We start from the raw sequence: 18,285 nt of genomic DNA, 5'->3' as shown, positions 1-18,285 counted from the left end.
AGGCTTGAACTTATGTTCAGACCTGCCTTTCCCATTAAACCATTAAATAATCCGCGCTAAAATGACGCCAGTAATGTTTGTTAATTTTTCTGTTAAGCTCGGGACGATTTCACCGTTTACTTGATTGTCAATGTCTATCAGTGTGTACGCATAGTCGCCTTTACTGCGGTTCACCATGTCCGCAATATTTAACTCATAATCTGACAAGGCGCCAGTAATCTGGCCAACCATGTTCGGTACGTTTTTATGCGCAACCGTTACACGGCGTTTACCGGTAAACGGAATTTCCACGTTGCCGAAGTTGACAGAGTTTTTAATATTTCCAGTTTCCAGGTAATCTTTCATTTGACGCGCAGCCATAATCGCGCAGTTTTCTTCTGATTCTGTTGTAGATGCCCCTAAGTGAGGAATCGGTATAACATTTTTCATACCGATTACATTTTCGTTCGGGAAGTCTGTCACATATTTGCCGACTTTGCCGTTCTCAAGCGCTGCACGCATATCTTCTTCGTTCACAAGCTCACCGCGTGAGAAGTTCAAGATAACTGATCCATTTTTCATAACAGAGAATGCTTCTTTATTAAACATGCCGCGCGTGTCATCCGTTAATGGAACATGAACCGTAATGTAGTCGCTTGCTGCGAACAATTGCTCAATTGTAAGGGCACGCTGCACGTTGCGTGACAGGTTCCATGCGGTATCAACAGAAATGAACGGGTCAAAGCCGATCACGTCCATATCAAGGTCAAGCGCGTTGTTCGCAACAAGAGCACCAATATGGCCGAGACCAATTACGCCAAGTGTCTTGCCTTTTACTTCGCGGCCGACAAATTGCTTTTTGCCCGCTTCAACCAATTTCGGAATCGCATCGCCCTGCCCTTTTAATTCATTCGTCCAGTTGACACCGTCAAACAAATTACGGGAAACGGCCATGATCGTTGTTAAAATCAGTTCTTTTACTGCATTTGCATTGGCACCTGGCGTGTTGAAAACGACAATTCCGCGTTCCGTACAAGCCTGCACCGGAATATTGTTGACGCCTGCACCTGCGCGGGCGATCGCTTTTACGCTGCTGTTAAATTCGGCGTCGTGCAAGTTCGCACTGCGCAAAATAATGCCGTCCGGCGTGTTTGTTTCGTCATTTACTTGAAAATTGTCCGCATTGTTGAAAACATTTAAGCCGATATCGGCAATATTGTTCATGGATTTAATCGTATACACGTTTGTTTACTTCCCTTCCGCTGAGTGAGTCTGTTCGAATTCTTCCATAAAAGCTACGAGCGCTTTTACACCTTCAACCGGCATCGCATTGTATACACTTGCGCGCATTCCGCCAACCGAACGATGCCCTTTTAATGTTTCAAGTCCTTTTGCTTTCGCTTCTTTTACGAATAGTGCATCCAGTTCTTCGCTTGGGGAAACAAACGGAATGTTCATTAATGAACGGTCCGCTTTTTCGATGGGCGAGCTGAACATAGCAGATTGATCCAAGTAATCGTACAAAATAGCCGCTTTTTCACGGTTAATGCTCTCCATCGCTGCAAGACCGCCAAGCTCTTCCAGCCATTCAAACACAAGCTTCGCCATGTAAATACCAAATGTCGGCGGCGTGTTGTAAAGCGAACCGCTGTCTGCATGTGTTTTATAATCAAGCATCACCGGCACGGAGGCGTCTGCTTTTCCAATTAAGTCTTCACGAATAATCACAAGCGTTAATCCAGCCGGGCCGATATTTTTTTGCGCGCCCGCATAAATAATGCCGAATTTCGTCACATCGATTTCTTCCGACAAAATATTTGAAGACATGTCAGCAACGAGCGGTACATTTCCCGTATCAGGAATGTTGTTAAATACTGTTCCTTCAATTGTATTATTTGTCGTAATGTGAACAAAGTCCGCTTCTGGATCAATCATATCCGCTGTCACAGCCGGGATGTAACTGAAGTTTTTATCTTCAGAAGACGCAATAACACGTACTTCGCCGTATTTTTTCGCTTCTTTAATCGCTTTTTTCGACCAGGAACCCGTATTGACGAAATCCGCTTTTTTGCTGCCGGCAAATAAATTCATCGGCACCATTGCGAACTGCTGGGAAGCTCCGCCTTGAATGAATAACACTTTGTAGTTGTCCGGAATGTTCATCAGCTTGCGTAGAACGGCTTCCGCTGTTTCAATGATCTCTGTAAACCATTTCGAACGATGGCTCAGCTCCATCACCGACATGCCGGAACCCGCGTAATTCGTAAGTTCGGCCTGGGCTTTTTCAAGTACCTCAAGAGGCAACATTGAAGGACCCGCTGAGAAATTATACACTCGTGTCATCATACTACTCCTTCATTCGTGTTATTTTCGATAATCTGAAAATTTTTGCTTTATCAATATCCGAATTATAAAATAACACGCCGTACTAATCAAGGGTACCTCTCTTGGATTTCCGAATAAATTCCTCGTCGATACCGCTTACAATCATTGATGTAGGCATTGTTTTTATTTACGAACATTTTGTTAAATTTTCTTACATTTATTCGTTTTTTTAACCAAATGAATTTTATTAAACAAAGTCATTCAAAGTAAAACAGACGACTTTTTTCAAAGGACATTTAAAAAAGGAACATGACTGGCCGGCTGTCTCGTATAATGTAGGGCAGTTTTTTGTTATTCGCCATCAAAAATGGCTGTTCGTCATAAAACCCTTTCTTTCATTTCAAAAAGAGTCTATTTCTCATTTGGAAGTTGGTATATAATGAGAAATAACTAGAACTATTGGAGGTGTTAAGCATGTTTTGTGCAAAATGCGGCACAGAACTAGGCAGCCGTTCGCATTACTGTCCGGGCTGTGGCAAAAAAAGCGGCAAAGCGTTCTCATTCATTAAATTTCTTGGTTTTTTATGCCTCATCACTGCGCTTGGGTTCGGCGGTGTTATTTATTATCTGGTAAACAAGGATGACGTACCGCAAAGAGCGATGCAGCCGGTAAAACAAGAAGCGCAGGCCGTTGTCCGCAAGACAGTGGCGCCGCCAAAAGAAGTCGCAGCGAGTGAACAAGAAGCACTTACCGATATTATCGCCGTAACCCAGCAAAATGTATTTACTGTTTTTACGGATTATGGTCAAGGATCTGGATTCCTGATCAATGACCACGGCGATGTAGCGACCAATGCACACGTTGTCGAAGGAACCGTATATGTGATCGTGAAAGACATAGATGGAGTGGAACATGAAGGCACAGTGATCGGCTATTCCAACGAAACAGATGTTGCCCTAATTCGGGTACCGGACTTCGCCGGCCGCTCGCCGCTGAATATCGAAACAGGTGAAAAAGCACAAGTCGGTGATGAAGTGATCGCGCTCGGCAGCCCACTGGCACTGGAAAACACGGCGACATTTGGCTACATTACCGGAGTGGATCGCAGCTTTATTATTGATCCACATTCGTACGATAATATTTATCAAACGTCTGCAGCCATTGCACCCGGAAGCAGCGGCGGCCCGCTCGTGTCGAAAAACACGGGCCGTGTCATTGCGATTAATTCAGCAAAATTAACAGGAGAAGAAGCGATTGGCTTTAGCATTCCCTACAAAGATGTGGCGGCTATGCTAAATGATTGGAGCGCGTCTCCGCTCTCTGAAGATGAAATAACAAGTCTTTTTTACACTGAAGACGGCTTGTTATTTTTTGAAGAATATTGGAACGATGATGCTTATTTCGACGGCGGAGAGTACAGTGAGGACAAAGCATATGACTACTACGACATTCCGGAAGACTGGTGGTACGAGGAAGAAAAGTATGTAGAAGAAGATGTGGAAGAAGACGTTATAATAGAAGATTACGTTGAAGAAGTGCCGGAAGAAGACATTCCCTATTTTGAGCCTGAAGAAGAAATCATTGAGGAGATGCCTCCTGAGGAAGAAATCGTTGAAGAGATACCTGCTGAAGAATGGCCGGCTGTCGATGAAGAGCCCATTGTCGAAGAACCGCTTGTAGAAGATGAGCCGTTTCCTGTGCTTGAAGATATCAATGGAGATGGTGTGATTGATGTGCTTGACGTAACGGAAGACGTGAACATGGATGGCGTAATTAATGAGTGGGACTTGGAAGAAATTTTAATGATGCAATAATTTTAAACAGAACCTGCCTGTTAGGTTCTGTTTTTTTGTGTAGTCAGATGTTCATTTTTGAAGTATAATGACTACAATTTGTGTGTCATTTAGGAGGAAGATAATTTGCGTACCTATCAAGTTGACGAGCGGCCGCCGATTCCGGCACTGATCCCGCTTAGTTTGCAGCATTTATTTGCTATGTTCGGGTCTACTGTTCTTGTTCCGGTTTTATTTGGTGTCAATCCTGCCACGATTTTATTAATGAACGGCATCGGCACGCTTTTGTACATTTTTCTTTGTAAAGGGCAGATCCCGGCTTATCTCGGGTCAAGTTTTGCCTTTTTATCCCCCGTCTTTTTAGTGCTCGCTGATGGCAGCTATAATCAGGCGCTTGGAGGATTTATCGTCGTTGGCCTTATTTTCATCCTTGTTTCCGGCATTATTAAAGTCGCCGGCACCGGCTGGATTGATGTTGTCTTCCCACCAGCTGCAATGGGTGCCATCGTTGCGGTCATCGGGCTTGAACTCGTTCCGGTTGCGGCACAAATGGCAGGCATTATTTCAGATGGTTCAGAAAATTGGTCCCCTGACCGCAACACAATTATCGTGGCGATGCTGACACTTGGTATTACGATTATTGGCAACGTTATGTTTCGCGGCTTCCTGAAAATCATTCCGATTCTCGTCGGCATTGTTGCCGGCTATATTATTGCAGCGATGTTTGGAATGGTGGATTTCACACCAGTTCGTGAAGCAGAAATGTTCGCGCTCCCGCAATTTTATGCACCTGAATTTAATTGGACGAGCATCGCAATTATCGCACCGGCCGCACTTGTCGTAATTGCAGAGCATATCGGCCACCTCGTCGTGACCCAGAATATTGTTGACCGTGACCTTATGAAGAAGCCAGGTCTTGGTGTTTCCTTATTCGGAAACGGTATTTCAACGGTCATTTCCGGCTTTGTCGGCTCGACACCAAATACGACGTACGGCGAAAACATTGGCGTGTTGGCTCTGTCAAAAGTGTACTCGGTCTGGGTCATCGGCGGTGCGGCGGTCATGGCGATCATTTTATCGTTTTTCGGAAAACTCGCAGCTTTGATTTCAACAATTCCGACGCCGGTAATGGGTGGCATTTCACTGCTTTTGTTCGGGATTATTGCAGCAAGCGGCCTTCGCATGCTCGTTGACACAAAAGTTGATTATTCCAAAACAACCAATATGATTTTGACAACTGTTGTGCTTGTCATCGGTTTGTCAGGTGCCACATTCACATGGGGCTACCTGCAGCTAAAAGGCATGGCGCTCGCTACGGTTATTGCCATTTTCTTAAGCTTATTCTTTGCGCTTATTACCAAGCTGAATTTATCCAATGACAATGATTAATGAACAAAAGGGACTTTGCCTGCTGGCGAAGTCCCTTTTGTTTACGATTGATTATCAGAATTTGTTCACGAAAAGCTGGATGTGGTCATGAAAGAAAACAATTGCTCGCGAAAAAATGAGGCGCCGGTCAGCTTATTCACTTTCCGATTTTGCGCCGGCGTACGTCCAGCCGTCTTCCTGATATGCCTTCCCTTCTTTCATCAGCTTGCCGAGCGCCCGTTTAAATGCGCCTTTGCTGATGCCAAAACGTTTTTCGATTTCTTCCGGCAGGCTTTTATCCCAATAAGGCATTTTGCCGCCGCGAATCATTAAATAATCATAAATGCTTTCCGCATCATCTTTTTGGCGCTCTGTCCGGCGGCCTAAAAGTGATACGTTCACAGAACCATCATCATGAACATCAATAATTCTTCCTGTAACGGTCTGTCCGACACGCGGTTCGTCTTCCCGTTCTGTTGGATGCAAAAATGCCCGGTGCATGTCATCGGTAATAATCCATGTGCCTGCCTTGCCTGTCCGGTAGACGATTCCAGTAAAATCTTTGTTCATATCCGTTTTATTCGCCCGCTTCGCAATGTCCCAAATCTTTTCTTCCGTTGCCGGCTTCGCAAACAAACGGCCGTTTTTATCGAGTTTCAACGTGCAATACAATTTGTCCCCTTCAATCGGGCGCACCTCGAATTTATATGGAAGGTCATCTTCAGACACGAGCGCGTCTTTTGAAATACCGATATTGACAAATACGCCGAGCTTCATTTCTTCTCCGACTACTTCCACCCATCCGTATTCCCCGAGCGTAATAAGCGGACGGTCCATTGTTGCTGCCATCCGGCCGCCATGATCCTGATACAAAAAGACTTCAACCGGCTCGTTCGGTTCAAATCCATCCCTCACTTCACTATTATGAAGCAATACAGCCTCTTCTTCTTCATCCTCAAGAAACCAGCCATATTCCTGTCTATTTTTCACATGCAGCGTTGCGATTGTTCCAGCTTGAAGAGCCATACACGCACGTCCTTTCCAAAGTTCTCATTGCCTCTCATTATATCAGCTTTCCCGATCAAATGTTTAACATTCAAAAGTGCCGGGTACACTTGTAATAAATCATAACTGAAAACGGAAAGGTGAGAAAAAATATGGCGCGTTCATCAGGCGGCTTCAAAAATCTAATGAAAATGGCTATGAAATACGGTCCGGTTGTTTACCCGATCGTTAAAAAATATTTAAACAAACGAAAAGCAGCAAAAGTATACCGTCCAAGATAAAAAACGCCGGAGCGAAAAGCTCCCGGCGTTTTTTATTACTCCATTTTATTCATTAAATGATAATGCATCTCCGGATTCGAAAATTGAATTGCTCGAATCATCATAGCAGCCATTTGTTCGCGTGTAATGCCTGCATCTGGATCAAACTGTTCATTGTTCCCAAAGACAATTCCAGCCCAGTTCACTGCTTCAATTTGCCTTGCCGCCCACTTTTCAGACTGTTGAACGTCTGCAAATGTTCCCTCATACTCGTGTAAAGGGACTTGCAGGACACGTACAAGCAGCACAAGTGAGTTTTCGCTCTGGTGCAAACATACTTTCTATTTCCCCACTTTTAATCAGCCTTGAAGCGATTGATTCAATTTCAATTTTTTGCCCAGTGGCCTTTTGTATCGACAAATGCGGCTTGGGCTGACATAATCGTAAAAATTGACAAGCAAGAAACCGGAATAACCCAATAGCCATTTTCCTCGTAGCCACCTGCATACTCCCACCGCTTCGTTGCTCCATTATAAAAAGCACCGGTTGTTTTTTCTGCTTTTATCTTTCCTTCTAATTTAAAACGCAATTCGACTGGCGCATCCAGCGACGCAATATCTGTTTCGCCTGCTTTGATCGTTATATCCATTACGCTGCTATGCACTTGTCCAGGCGGCAATGAAGCGGCTTTTTTGTCCAATACGTTCATTTGGATAGATACTTTTTCCTCGCCTGACTTTTGCATTTGGACAAGTACCTCTGGCGAAATAAGCACGCTGTGTCCTTCAACTGTTTGCATTTGAAGCGGCTTCGCTGATTGTACGGCCGCATCAATTACTGTTTTCGGCAGTACCCATTCGATGCTTTCCTGATCCGATGTCAATGTCCATGACTCTTCGCCTTTTTCAATCATCTCGTCCGTCACATCAATAATTGGGCCTTCACCCACTGGTGGTATAACCGGCGGTAGAGTTGGTGCTGGTGTGCTGCCTCCGTTTCCATTTCCACTTCCTTGTGAACCTGTTGTAAAGGACCAGACATCAGATTGCACGTCTCCGCCAAAAGAGTCTTTTACTTTCACGTACCAGCCATGGTCGGTAGAACGTTCAAGGTTTCTCCAAGACGCCTCTGCCATTTCGCCATCTTTTATGCCTGTCTGCGATCCAATTTTTTCATCCGTATACACTTCCGCGTTAAATGAATCCGTCGCTACGACTTTTTCTTTTGGCGTCAAATCGACATCAATGGCAAACTCATCTTTCCCTGGATAGTCGACCGGACTGTAATAATTATACTGATCCAAATATGGCGAGTACGTTTGCATGTGAATTTTATTGTCAACTGGATTCACTTTCATCATCCGCAAGAAGCCCTGGCCGCCTTCTGGACCACCCTGATAGTCCGCAAGCATCTGGTATACTTTCCGGTCGGCTGTCCCGTCTCCGTCATCATCAATTTCGTCAATGAGTGTTTCGCTGTCATGGTAATGGCCGGATAACACCGCAATGACATTTTCATTTTGCTTCACGACATCTTCAAATACTTGATCACCGATCGGGCTTCTGTTGCCAGACACAAGCAAATATTCATGGAGACTGATAATTGCTTTTCGGTCTGGATGTTCCGTCAGTACTTTATTCATCCAGGCGATATCTTCTTCGTTTACACCCCAGCCCATATACAGCATGATAAAATCGTTGCCGTTTGAACTAATTAAGTCATAATGACCGCGATTGTCTTTGTAGGATTCTCCGTAATAGTCTTTTTGGGCAAAGCGCACTTCACCGAAATATTTGCTGTACTCATCATAATCCCCGGTTTTATGTCCAACATCATGATTTCCAGCCAATACGCCGTACGGAATTTGGGCATCATCCAGCGTTTTCATATACGTATCTGCGCGCTCCCACTGAATTGGCTGATCCGCTTCATCAACGAGATCGCCAGTATGGAAGACATATTTTAGATTCATCGCCTCTTTTTGTTCTGCTGTCCATTTCGTCATGCGTTCAAAGATATGCGGATAGCTCTCTGAATAATATTGCGTATCCGACATCCAGATAAACGAATAATCAAATTCAGGTGTTGACGCGATTTCGTCTTGAACCATCACCTGAACTTTTTCATCTTTTACGTAATCCATTCCTCTTACTTGACCGGCCAGCGTGAAATTTTTGTCATCCTGCGCGACTTTCCACTCTTCCAATTCCCACTTTGACGAAGCATAGTTCCATACATACATCGATACTTTCCGGCCAATCAATGACTTTCCTTCCCAATGCAGGGCAATTTCGTCCGTTTCATCTACTTTTTCATCTACAGCTACTTCAAAGCGGTGATATGGAAATTTATCGACAGACTTCGTTTCCACGTACTCTCCATCTGATTGGGCCATTTTTTCCGTGTTCGAAACGACTTTTTCTCCTGTTGGAACCATTTCTTTTGGCGGTTCCTGATCGGTATTGTTTTCAAACACACGTACTTCCGCATCATTTGCTGTATATTCATATCCACGGTAAAAATCGACATTCAGCGTGTCATTCGTCGGGTCGGTTACGTTCACCTGCAACTTGGCGTTGTTCGGATTAACATTCTTTTCTCCGTCGGCTGGTGAAGCAGCTTCCGGTGCGTATGGCTGTTCCTCCACTACGGTAAATGTGACGGTTTGTTTTGCTTCATTACCGGCTTGGTCCATCGCTGTAAACTCTACGGTGTGAGCGCCCGGTGACAGTTTGGCAGACGAGGTATCAAGTGGAAGAGACACTTCTTCGCCATCCAGCAGCGCAGTTAAAGTTTCTACACCCGAGTCATCTCCCACTTCGGCATTAATGGTAAATTCCCCTTTATATGGTTCTCCTTCTTGTACAGATGGCGTAATGACGGGTGCGCTATTGTCAACTTGAACCTCGGCAATGGCAGACGCTGAGCCTTCTGCTTTAATTGAATAATTGCCGTCAGCTTTTTTTGTCGTATCCCATTGATATGATTTCGCTGTAAATGCTTCATCCGGCAGGTTAAACGTGAAATCAACAACAGGCTTGGCACTGCCTCCGTCTCCAATTGAAATTTCTTTCGCCGCATCGTTGTATGACGCATCATAAATCGTTGTTCCGTCTTCAAGCACGAGGCGCACATTTTTGACATAAAAATCATCACGATTTTCTTCTGAATTTGTATCAAAAGGTGATACTTTCGTCCCTGCGCGGATCGACATGGTCGTTCCTTCACCCATTTTAAACTTCGACGGATCAACCGGCACTGTCATCGTTTCGTACGTGTTAATCGTATCATCAAAAATATGCAGTGTTTCTTCGCCAATCGTCACACCGTTTTTGAAATACAAGTTGGCTTTTTTCACATCAAATGCAAAATAAGCATTCGTTGGCAATGACGGAATCGTTTCGTTTGTTACATCTTGTTCGTCAATTAATAAGGTTGAATCTCTGCCAAACGATTTAATCGTTGCTATTTTGCTTAAAATCGATCCATCTTCTACGTTCAATCCTGTTTTCTCAGTCGTGTCATTTAAAACCGAAATGTCTTTCACTTCTGTTTCAATCTCACTCGTTCCATCAGATGCTTTGACAAAGTATTGCACGCCTTCTTTGCCAAGCAATTCAGGAGAATAGACAGTATGGGAATACAAGCCAGTATCATAATTTTCGACCAAATCAACGGCCGTGTACTCATCCGCTTCTTTTGTTTTGTAATATAAACGCATTGTTTTAACAGACTGGTCGTCAGAGGCGTCAAACGTTAATTTTACATTTTGGCGCGCTGATACAGGTGCTGTTTCTGTCATATCTGTCAAAACAGGCGCTTGTTCATCTACTGTCGTTTTCTTCTTAACAGCCGGCACCTGCACGGAAGCTACTGCCCCCGGTGTCGCATTTTCCTTAGCAGCGCTGTATTTCCGCATATCTTTGCTGTCTGCTTGACGCGGAAACGCATAAAAAATACCTTTGTTTGCGGCTGAATCATCGACATTCGGCTGGTCGAAATAGTAAGCGGCCGAGACGTCGACACCGGTGTTCGTTGCAATTGCGACGCCACGGGAGCTGTCATTTGCCATACCACCCGAATAAACTTTTACAATATCTATATTCTCTTGTAAATCTGTCCCATAGTGGCTGTTGAAATCAGCCACTGTTTTATCTCGGTTTGCAGCATTTATGATCCAATACGTGATGGTTTCGCCCGCCGGCAGCATAATATCTTCTTTTTCCGCTTTCCAAACCAGGTCAGCTTCCGGTCCCTCTGCCGGATATCGGTAGCGGAGCGCATAATCTTTTAAATTAATCTCTTTATCTGTGTTGTTATACACTTCAATAAATTCGTACCCATCTGAACTGCCTACATTCGTGGAGTCCGGTACAAGTTCTGTCACAAGCAATGCAGGCACAGCTTGGGAATCATAATCCAGTCCGCTCACCGCAACAAGAAAATCCTCTGTTTTGGCCGTGTTTTGACCGTCAAATGCTTCGATCCGGTATGTTACTCCATCTGATAAAAGTTCAGATACACCAATAACCGCTTCATATGAACCGTCTTCTCCTGCTGTCATCTCTTTTTCAAGCCACGCTCCCTCTTCTGTAAGCTGATAAAACACTTTGACATTGTTTATTTTCGTTTCATCAGATACAGACGCACGGATTGTTACATCACTCCCGGCTTCAATGGATTCCAGCGGTGTGTGAGTAATCACAGGGGCTTTTGCGTCCAATTCAGCCGGCGCTTCCGGTTTCTGCCCTTCGATTAACGTGCCAGGCGTTGCCGAATCCGCTGACGTTAAAATGTCCGTCGTTTTGCCGTCAGCACTGGGTTTATATTGAATACCTTTGTTTTCACTTACATCCCCGGGCAAATAAGTAGACGTTGACAAGACATTACCCGCTGTATCTGCTACGGAAAGGCTTCTCTCTGACGTATTTGCCATTCCGGCAGATTCTATGTATGTAAACTGTGAATCTGTTAATGAAGCGCCAAATTCTGTATTGAATTCAGCCAATGTGATGGACTCATTCGCTTTATTTTCAAGCTTAATCCAAACGACCATTGTTTCGCCTGGTGCGATCTCTTTATCTTCTTGAAATGTCCAGTCTGCTGTTTTTCCGTCCGGATATCCGTATACAAGCTTGTAATCTTTCAACTGGAACGGCTGGCTGCTGTTGTTGTACAGCTCAATGAATTCGTACGCATCTGATTTATCGACATTGCTGCTGTTTGGCAGTATTTCCGTAATCATGATCGGTGGCGCCAACACCATTTGCGCAGCAGGCGCTTCTTCTGCTGAAGCAAACGGTGTTGGCGCTATAAGTGAAGAAACTGATAAGCTGCTTGCGAGTACCAATGAATAAAAGTGTTTTCTGTGCATGTACAGTCATTCCTCCTCTAATTAAGTTTTCTGTGCCAGTTTAGCGAATGAATGTACGGATAATGTAAATAGCGTGTAAAAATAATGTAAATAAATGAAATTATTTGTAAAGAAAAAAGAGACTATTGTCTAATCTTACTGACAAAAGTCTCTTTCGTGTTAGTCCTTATAATTCATCAAACCCATTATCCTGTACATTTACCTTCACATACTGACGAGACCGCTGCTCGAAAAAGTCCGTTTTGCCAAGGTCTACGTCCTCGTACGCCTTAATCCATTTAAGCGGATTTTTCCGGTAGTCCGGATATGGCTTTTCATAGCCGAGCTGCTGACAGCGTACGTTAGCATAGAAATAAATGTATGCCTCCAAGTCCTCAACATCCAGTCCCTCAATTTTATCCCCAATAATATCACGGGCCCATTCGATTTCGAGTTCTGCCGCTTCTTTAAAAATCGCCTGCACTTTTTCCGCACGATCCGGTGTGTCGAGTTCTGGATATTCGTTCAGCAGCTCCTGATAAATTTTCACAAACAAATCGACGTGAAGCTGCTCGTCGCGATTAATATAGTTAATCATCGTACTAGAAGCGACCATCTTTTGATGACGTGCAAGATGATAAAAGAACGCGAATCCAGAATAAAAGAATAAACCTTCTAAAATAACATCATACACAATCGAATCCAGCATGTTTTCGACCGTGGGCTGCTCCGCGAATGATTCATATCCTTTCATCACAAAATCATTTCGTTTCTCCAGCACCGGCTCACTCCGCCAGTAATCAAACACTCGATCCTGCTCGTCTTTCGGCACAAGGCTCGATAACACGTACGAATAGCTGTGGTTATGAATAACTTCCTGCTGCGCCAAAATAATCATCAGCGCCTGCAGGCTGGAATCTGTTAAATAATCGGCTACTTTGCCAGCGTAATCGGTTTGAATGCTGTCAAGAAGCGCCAGCAGGCCAATTGTTTTTAAAAAGGCTTCGCGTTCATTAGTTGAAAGACCCGGAAACTGCTTCACGTCATTGCTCATATTAATTTCAAATGGTGTCCAGAAATTCCCAAGCATCCGTTTGTATTTTGGATACGCCCAGTCAAATTTCACGTCATCCCAATTTAAGACGTTAGATGAACGGCCATTAACAATCGCCGTGGAGCGGTTTGGCGCTTCTTTGTCCATCAATTTTCGTTTTTCAATCAGTGTCATGATATTCTCTCCTTAGCTCGAGCAAGATTCGCATTCTAGTAATTCAACAGATGTAGACCGGACGTAATAAGTTGTTTTTAGCCCCTGGTTCCACGCAGCTAGATGCAGATCGAGCAGTTCTTTTGCTTTGATCGTATTTTGCACATATAAATTCAGCGAGACACCTTGGTCAATATGGCGCTGGCGTGCGGCGTTCTGGCGCAGCGTCCACTGCTGGTCGATAAAGTACGCCGACTTGTAGTACCATGTTGTTTCTGCATTTAAATCTGGTACCGTTACTGGAATTTTGTAATCTTTCTTTTCTTCGGAATAGCTTTTTTGGAAAATCGGATCGATGCTTGCGGTGCTGCCGGCAATAATCGATGTTGACGAGTTCGGCGCGACCGCCATTAAATAGCCGTTACGCATGCCGTTTTTCTGTACGTCCTCACGCAATGAATCCCATTCTGCTCCCTCGTAGCCGCGCTTGTCAAAATAAGCGCCTGTCTGCCAGTCTGATCCGTCAAATAAAGGGTACGCCCCTTTTTCTTGGGCCAGTTCCATTGATGCCTGAATCGTCAAGCGGGCGATGGTTTCGTACAGCTCGTCTGCATACTTAACCGCTTCATCCGCTTCCCAGCGAATGTTTTTCAGCGCGAGCAGATGATGCCAGCCGAATGTGCCAAGCCCAATGCCGCGGTATCGGCTGTTCGTCCGCTCCGCCTGCGGAACCGGAATCATGTTTAAGTCAATAACGTTATCAAGCATGCGCACCTGCACGCGGATTAATCGATCAAGTACATCCGCCGGCACCGCTTTACCAAGGTTAATTGATGACAAGTTGCACACAACAAAGTCGCCCGGCTTTTTGCGTGTGACGATCATATCGCCTTCAAGCTGAACTGATTCGAATTCAGTCGCACTCATATTTTGAAAAATTTCGGTACACAAATTACTCGAATAAATCATCCCTTCATGTTTATTCGGGTTGCTTCGGTTTACTTCGTCACGGTAAAACATAAACGGCACACCGGTTTCAAGCTGCGAGCGCATAATCCGCTTCATAATATCAATCGCCTGCACCGTTTCACGGGAAAGCTGCTCGTTTTGTACACACTGCTCATATTTTTCACGGAACGAACCCTTTCCACGCGCTTCGTCATAAAAGTCTTCCAGCGAAAAGCCCATAACTGTGCGCACTTCATGCGGGTCAAATAAATGCCATTCGCCGCGCGCATCAACCTGCTCCATAAACAAATCCGGCAGGCAGACCCCTGTGAAAATATCATGTGCCCGAAGACGTTCATCACCATTATTTAGTTTCAAGTCTAAAAAGGCGAATACATCTTTATGCCAAACATCCAAATAGACTGCCACAGCGCCCTGGCGCTGGCCAAGCTGGTCGACGCTGACCGCTGTGTTGTTCAGCTGCTTAATCCATGGCATAACGCCGCTTGACGCGCCTTTAAACCCACGGATAGACGAGCCCCGGCTGCGGACTTTGCCCATATACACACCGATGCCTCCGCCGTATTTCGATAAGGTCGCAACATCCGTATTGCTGTCGTAAATCCCCTGTAAACTGTCGTCAACAGTGTCGATAAAACAGCTCGAAAGCTGTCCATACGGTTTGCCGGCATTCGACAAGGTCGGTGTCGCAACCGTCATATACAGATTACTCATTGCCCAGTATGATTCGGCAATTTTCGCCAGGCGGTTTTCTTTTTCGTTTTGCATAAGGGTCATGGCGATCGTAAGCCAGCGTTCCTGCGGAAGTTCTACCGGTGTTTTGTCAAAATCACGGACGACGTAGCGGTCCACCAGCATTTTCAGTCCTATATATGTAAAAAGTTGATCTCGTTCCGGTTCAATGAGCTTGCCGATTTCTTGAAGCTCTTCTTTCGTATATGCTCCGATCAGGCGTTCATCATAAAGCCCTTTTTCTGTCTCACGGTAAATGTGCCCGGCAAAGTCTGTATAAACATGCTCAGCATTCACGCCTCTTTTCGCCGCAATCGCCCGGTATATTTGCTGCAAATAAATCCGAGCCGCGACAAACGTCCAATACGGCTCTTCCTCGTCCATAAAGCTGAGCGCTTCGAGCGTCATCGCTTTTGACCATTCGTCCATGCCGGCATCCGGACGTTTTGCCGTCCAGCGCTCGCTCACTTTTAATAGCGGGCCGATTTTTCCCTCGCCGAATTCGTGCTGCAGCGTATGTAAGAGTTGATCAATTCCTGAAATAGTCGTAATTGTCATGTAGTGTTCCTCCTTTTTATGTAAGCAAAATAAAAAGAGCGATGGCTCAAGCCTCTTCGGCTGAGTCATCGCTCTGAATGGGTAAAATGAGGAAACAGGCAGAATTTCGCCGCTTCCACCTCTCAACCCCCGAAGAAAGTGTCGCTTAAAGAAAAGCAGGCAGGTCTCCTGGCTCGTGCGTCATCCTCCTGCCGCCTTCCCGTTTTCACAGTGGCCTGGCATTCGTCTGCACTTACAGTTGCGGGGACAGCTCCGGAATTGAACCGGATTCCCTTTTACACCATTGCTGGTACCTGCTTTTCATCACATACTATATATTGTGTTTAAATACCTTGTAAATACTAACATATTGTATTAAAGATGTACAGTTAAAATAAACCGTAAAGTTTTCTTTACGGATTTTAACACGCTTATTGATAAGTCCTCTGTAAAAAATTATACATTGAAATAGCAAATTCAGCCCGGGTAATGCTTCTTCCCGGATAAAACATGGAGTTTGTCCCGCCGCAATCGAATCACCAAGTGCTGTATAATCGACTCCCCCTGCTCCCTCTGTCTGAGGTGTCAGGACGGACGAGACAAACAAAAACAAGGCGAACAGCCATACCTGTACTTTTTTCGCCTTCCTTTTACCCCTCTTTTTCGGTTAAATTTTCTAGCTATTTTATCATTGCAGTATTGCAAACGTCTTGTTGTTGGAAATATTTTATAAAGTTGTGGTATACTACTTCTAATGTTTTGTTTTTTTTGAACACGGGTATAAGATTTACTATGAAGAATTTAGAACGGAGATGACCAATATGAATTTGAAAAAGTTGATCAAGTACGGTGCCATTATCGCTCCAATCGTTTACCCGAAAGTAAAAAATCGCATGGGGACAAACACCTTGCGGAAATCATACAGTGATTCCCACAGAACGCGCATGTCCGGTAAAAGTATTCTGGATAAACTAAAATAATTTAATATTAAAAGGGCTGTCCCATAAATCAGGTACATCCGGATTTTGAGGACAGCCTTTTACTATTCACTCTTTCACGCTAACGCCGAAATAAGAAGAATAAAGCTGAAATACTAGGCTTTAACGCCAGAAAATGGGTTTTTCCGGCGTTGGCACATATTTTTTCGGCGCAATCAGAAATATATCGGCGCTAGCTCATAATAAGCCAGCATATCCAATGGATAATAAGCTTTTGGGCCATCTCCTTTTCAAACAACGACGAAAACCGCAGCTCTTTGAGGCTGCGGTTTTTCTAATTCATTCTATTGAAGAACAGCACTTTTGCTGAAAAATTCTTTGTACAGCTCACGCAGGACGTTATCTGTGTCCTTTGCCTGAATGCCGAACACAAGGCTGACTTCTGATGAGCCTTGGTTGATCATTTCAATGTTTGCCCCAACACGGGAAATTGCTGCTGTCGCGCGTGCAGAAAGACCAAGCGTATTGTGCATGCCTTCACCGACAAGCACGATCATCGCAAAACCATGTTCTACGTTTGCTTTATCAACATGAAGTTCGTCACGGAAGCGCGCTAAAATACGCTCTTCTTTTTCCGGTGTGAGCTGGTGGCTGCGTACAATCACCGACAAATCATCAATGCCGGACGGTGTATGCTCATAAGATACTTCTTCTTCTTCCAAAATTTGCAGAAGGCGCCGGCCAAAACCGATCTCGCGGTTCATCAAGTATTTGCTGACATATAATGTCGAGAACCCGTCATCTGCCGCGATACCAATAACTGGGCTTTTTGTGTATTCACGTTCAGCTACAATCATTGTGCCAGGCGCGGAAGGATTGTTTGTGTTTTTAATGCAGACAGGAACCGAATGCTGGAATGCCGGCATTAATGCTTCATCATGGAAAACAGAGAAGCCCGCATACGACAATTCGCGCATTTCACGATACGTCATCCGCTTAATTTCTGCCGGATTGTCCACAACGTTTGGATTCGCCGCAAAAACAGAATCCACATCTGTAAAGTTTTCATATAGCTCTGCTTTTAAGGCAGCCGCTAAAATGGAGCCGGTGATGTCAGAACCTCCCCGGGCAAATGTCATCATAACACCTTCTTTTGTATAGCCAAAAAAGCCTGGAAACACAACAATCTTCCCATTCTCACGCAGCTTCGCCAAGTTTTCATATGCTTCCGGAAGTGCACGCGCACGGCCGGGCTCGTCGCTGACGATCAGTCCTGCTTCTTTTGGATTCACATATTCCGCATCCAACCCGATACTTGTAAAATATGCAGCGATCAATTTTGCATTATTATCTTCTCCGCTCGCTTTCAGCTGATCCATAAACAGCGGAGGGTTATCACGGTTTTCCTGGAGGCGGCCGCGTAAGTCCTGCTCAATGACGTTTACAATTGTCCCGTCCAGATCAAGCCCTTTTGCGATGTCCGCATAACGATCCACAACCGCATTTAATTCGTCTTCCGCATTCTGATCCTGCAGAGATGCATGAGCAAGAGCGATTAATAAGTCTGTTACTTTTATATCGTCGCCGAAACGTTTACCTGGTGCCGATACGACAACCGCTTTTCGCTTCGGTTCATCTTTTACAATAGATGCTACTTTCTTAATCTGTTCGGCGCTGGCAACTGACGTGCCGCCAAATTTACATACGATCATTTCTGCCACTCCTTGCTTGTTTACATTCTTAGATGAAATGCGCTTTATCCCAAAAATTATACCACCGTTTATATGAAAAAAGAAGAAATTATCAGAATTTCGTCAC

At 44.6% G+C, this 18,285-nt stretch carries 11 protein-coding genes, 1 pseudogene and 1 riboswitch; of the genes and pseudogenes, 3 read left to right on the top strand and 9 right to left on the bottom strand.

The window, feature by feature from the left end; all coding sequences use genetic code 11:
• Nucleotides 1-42: 42 nt before the first annotated feature.
• Together BA724_RS10655 and serC are read right to left on the bottom strand one after the other, a co-directional pair.
• Entirely contained in the window at nt 43-1,203 is a 1,161-nt protein-coding gene (locus BA724_RS10655) for a phosphoglycerate dehydrogenase (RefSeq protein WP_069938676.1), read from the bottom strand.
• A gap of 24 nt (nt 1,204-1,227) precedes the next feature.
• Nucleotides 1,228-2,322, bottom strand: coding sequence for a 3-phosphoserine/phosphohydroxythreonine transaminase (gene serC, locus BA724_RS10650; protein WP_069938639.1), 1,095 nt, complete (start codon nt 2,320-2,322; stop codon nt 1,228-1,230).
• Between the two features lie 456 nt (nt 2,323-2,778).
• Between serC and BA724_RS10645 the strand changes: the two genes are divergently transcribed.
• Nucleotides 2,779-4,119: a trypsin-like peptidase domain-containing protein gene (locus BA724_RS10645; RefSeq protein WP_069938638.1), complete on the top strand. Its 1,341-nt coding sequence runs from the start codon at nt 2,779-2,781 to the stop codon at nt 4,117-4,119.
• A gap of 105 nt (nt 4,120-4,224) precedes the next feature.
• A complete protein-coding gene (gene uraA, locus BA724_RS10640; RefSeq protein ID WP_069938637.1) occupies nt 4,225-5,487 on the top strand; it encodes a uracil permease in 1,263 nt (420 codons plus the stop codon).
• A 132-nt stretch (nt 5,488-5,619) separates the two neighbouring features.
• Here uraA and BA724_RS10635 read toward each other — a convergent pair whose 3' ends face one another.
• Nucleotides 5,620-6,492: a CvfB family protein gene (locus BA724_RS10635; RefSeq protein WP_069938636.1), complete on the bottom strand. Its 873-nt coding sequence runs from the start codon at nt 6,490-6,492 to the stop codon at nt 5,620-5,622.
• A 131-nt stretch (nt 6,493-6,623) separates the two neighbouring features.
• On the opposite strand from BA724_RS10635, the gene BA724_RS19055 reads away from it, so the two are divergent.
• The gene (locus tag BA724_RS19055; protein WP_281182010.1) at nt 6,624-6,752 is read left to right on the top strand and encodes a hypothetical protein; all 129 of its coding nucleotides are present in this window, start codon (nt 6,624-6,626) and stop codon (nt 6,750-6,752) included.
• A gap of 35 nt (nt 6,753-6,787) precedes the next feature.
• Here the strand turns inward: BA724_RS19055 and BA724_RS10630 are convergent, their stop codons facing one another.
• From BA724_RS10630 to BA724_RS10610, 6 genes and pseudogenes are all read right to left on the bottom strand, one after another.
• Complete coding sequence (locus tag BA724_RS10630) at nt 6,788-7,063, bottom strand: S-layer homology domain-containing protein (RefSeq protein WP_069938635.1); 276 nt, start codon at nt 7,061-7,063, stop codon at nt 6,788-6,790.
• Nucleotides 7,064-7,116: 53 nt separating this feature from the next.
• Nucleotides 7,117-12,105, bottom strand: coding sequence for a lamin tail domain-containing metallophosphoesterase family protein (locus tag BA724_RS10625; RefSeq protein WP_069938634.1), 4,989 nt, complete (start codon nt 12,103-12,105; stop codon nt 7,117-7,119).
• Between the two features lie 166 nt (nt 12,106-12,271).
• Nucleotides 12,272-13,312, bottom strand: a complete 1,041-nt coding sequence (locus tag BA724_RS10620; protein ID WP_069938633.1) for a ribonucleotide-diphosphate reductase subunit beta — start codon at nt 13,310-13,312, stop codon at nt 12,272-12,274.
• Between the two features lie 12 nt (nt 13,313-13,324).
• Complete coding sequence (locus BA724_RS10615) at nt 13,325-15,550, bottom strand: ribonucleoside-diphosphate reductase subunit alpha (RefSeq protein ID WP_069938632.1); 2,226 nt, start codon at nt 15,548-15,550, stop codon at nt 13,325-13,327.
• Between the two features lie 141 nt (nt 15,551-15,691).
• A riboswitch (cobalamin riboswitch) is annotated at nt 15,692-15,862 on the bottom strand.
• Nucleotides 15,863-15,960: 98 nt separating this feature from the next.
• Nucleotides 15,961-16,056: pseudogene (locus BA724_RS19245) on the bottom strand (S-layer homology domain-containing protein); the annotation flags it as partial.
• 755 nt (nt 16,057-16,811) lie between these two features.
• Nucleotides 16,812-18,179, bottom strand: a complete 1,368-nt coding sequence (locus BA724_RS10610; RefSeq protein WP_069938631.1) for an aspartate kinase — start codon at nt 18,177-18,179, stop codon at nt 16,812-16,814.
• Nucleotides 18,180-18,285 lie beyond the last annotated feature (106 nt).

The sequence above is a fragment of the Domibacillus iocasae genome (assembly GCF_001750285.1).
Lineage (GTDB): Bacteria > Bacillota > Bacilli > Bacillales > Domibacillaceae > Domibacillus > Domibacillus iocasae.
Note: the sequence above shows the minus strand (reverse complement) of the source record. Positions and strands in the feature narration are given on the sequence as shown.

Excerpts from the sequence above, each read along its gene's own strand:
- BA724_RS10655 (WP_069938676.1), bottom strand. The coding sequence starts at position 1,203 with ATGAACAATATTGCCGATATCGGCTTAAATGTTTTCAACAATGCGGAC.
- serC (WP_069938639.1), bottom strand. The coding sequence starts at position 2,322 with ATGACACGAGTGTATAATTTCTCAGCGGGTCCTTCAATGTTGCCTCTT.
- BA724_RS10645 (WP_069938638.1), top strand. The coding sequence starts at position 2,779 with ATGTTTTGTGCAAAATGCGGCACAGAACTAGGCAGCCGTTCGCATTAC.
- BA724_RS10635 (WP_069938636.1), bottom strand. The coding sequence starts at position 6,492 with ATGGCTCTTCAAGCTGGAACAATCGCAACGCTGCATGTGAAAAATAGA.
- BA724_RS19055 (WP_281182010.1), top strand. The coding sequence starts at position 6,624 with ATGGCGCGTTCATCAGGCGGCTTCAAAAATCTAATGAAAATGGCTATG.
- BA724_RS10625 (WP_069938634.1), bottom strand. The coding sequence starts at position 12,105 with ATGCACAGAAAACACTTTTATTCATTGGTACTCGCAAGCAGCTTATCA.
- BA724_RS10620 (WP_069938633.1), bottom strand. The coding sequence starts at position 13,312 with ATGACACTGATTGAAAAACGAAAATTGATGGACAAAGAAGCGCCAAAC.
- BA724_RS10615 (WP_069938632.1), bottom strand. The coding sequence starts at position 15,550 with ATGACAATTACGACTATTTCAGGAATTGATCAACTCTTACATACGCTG.
- BA724_RS10610 (WP_069938631.1), bottom strand. The coding sequence starts at position 18,179 with ATGATCGTATGTAAATTTGGCGGCACGTCAGTTGCCAGCGCCGAACAG.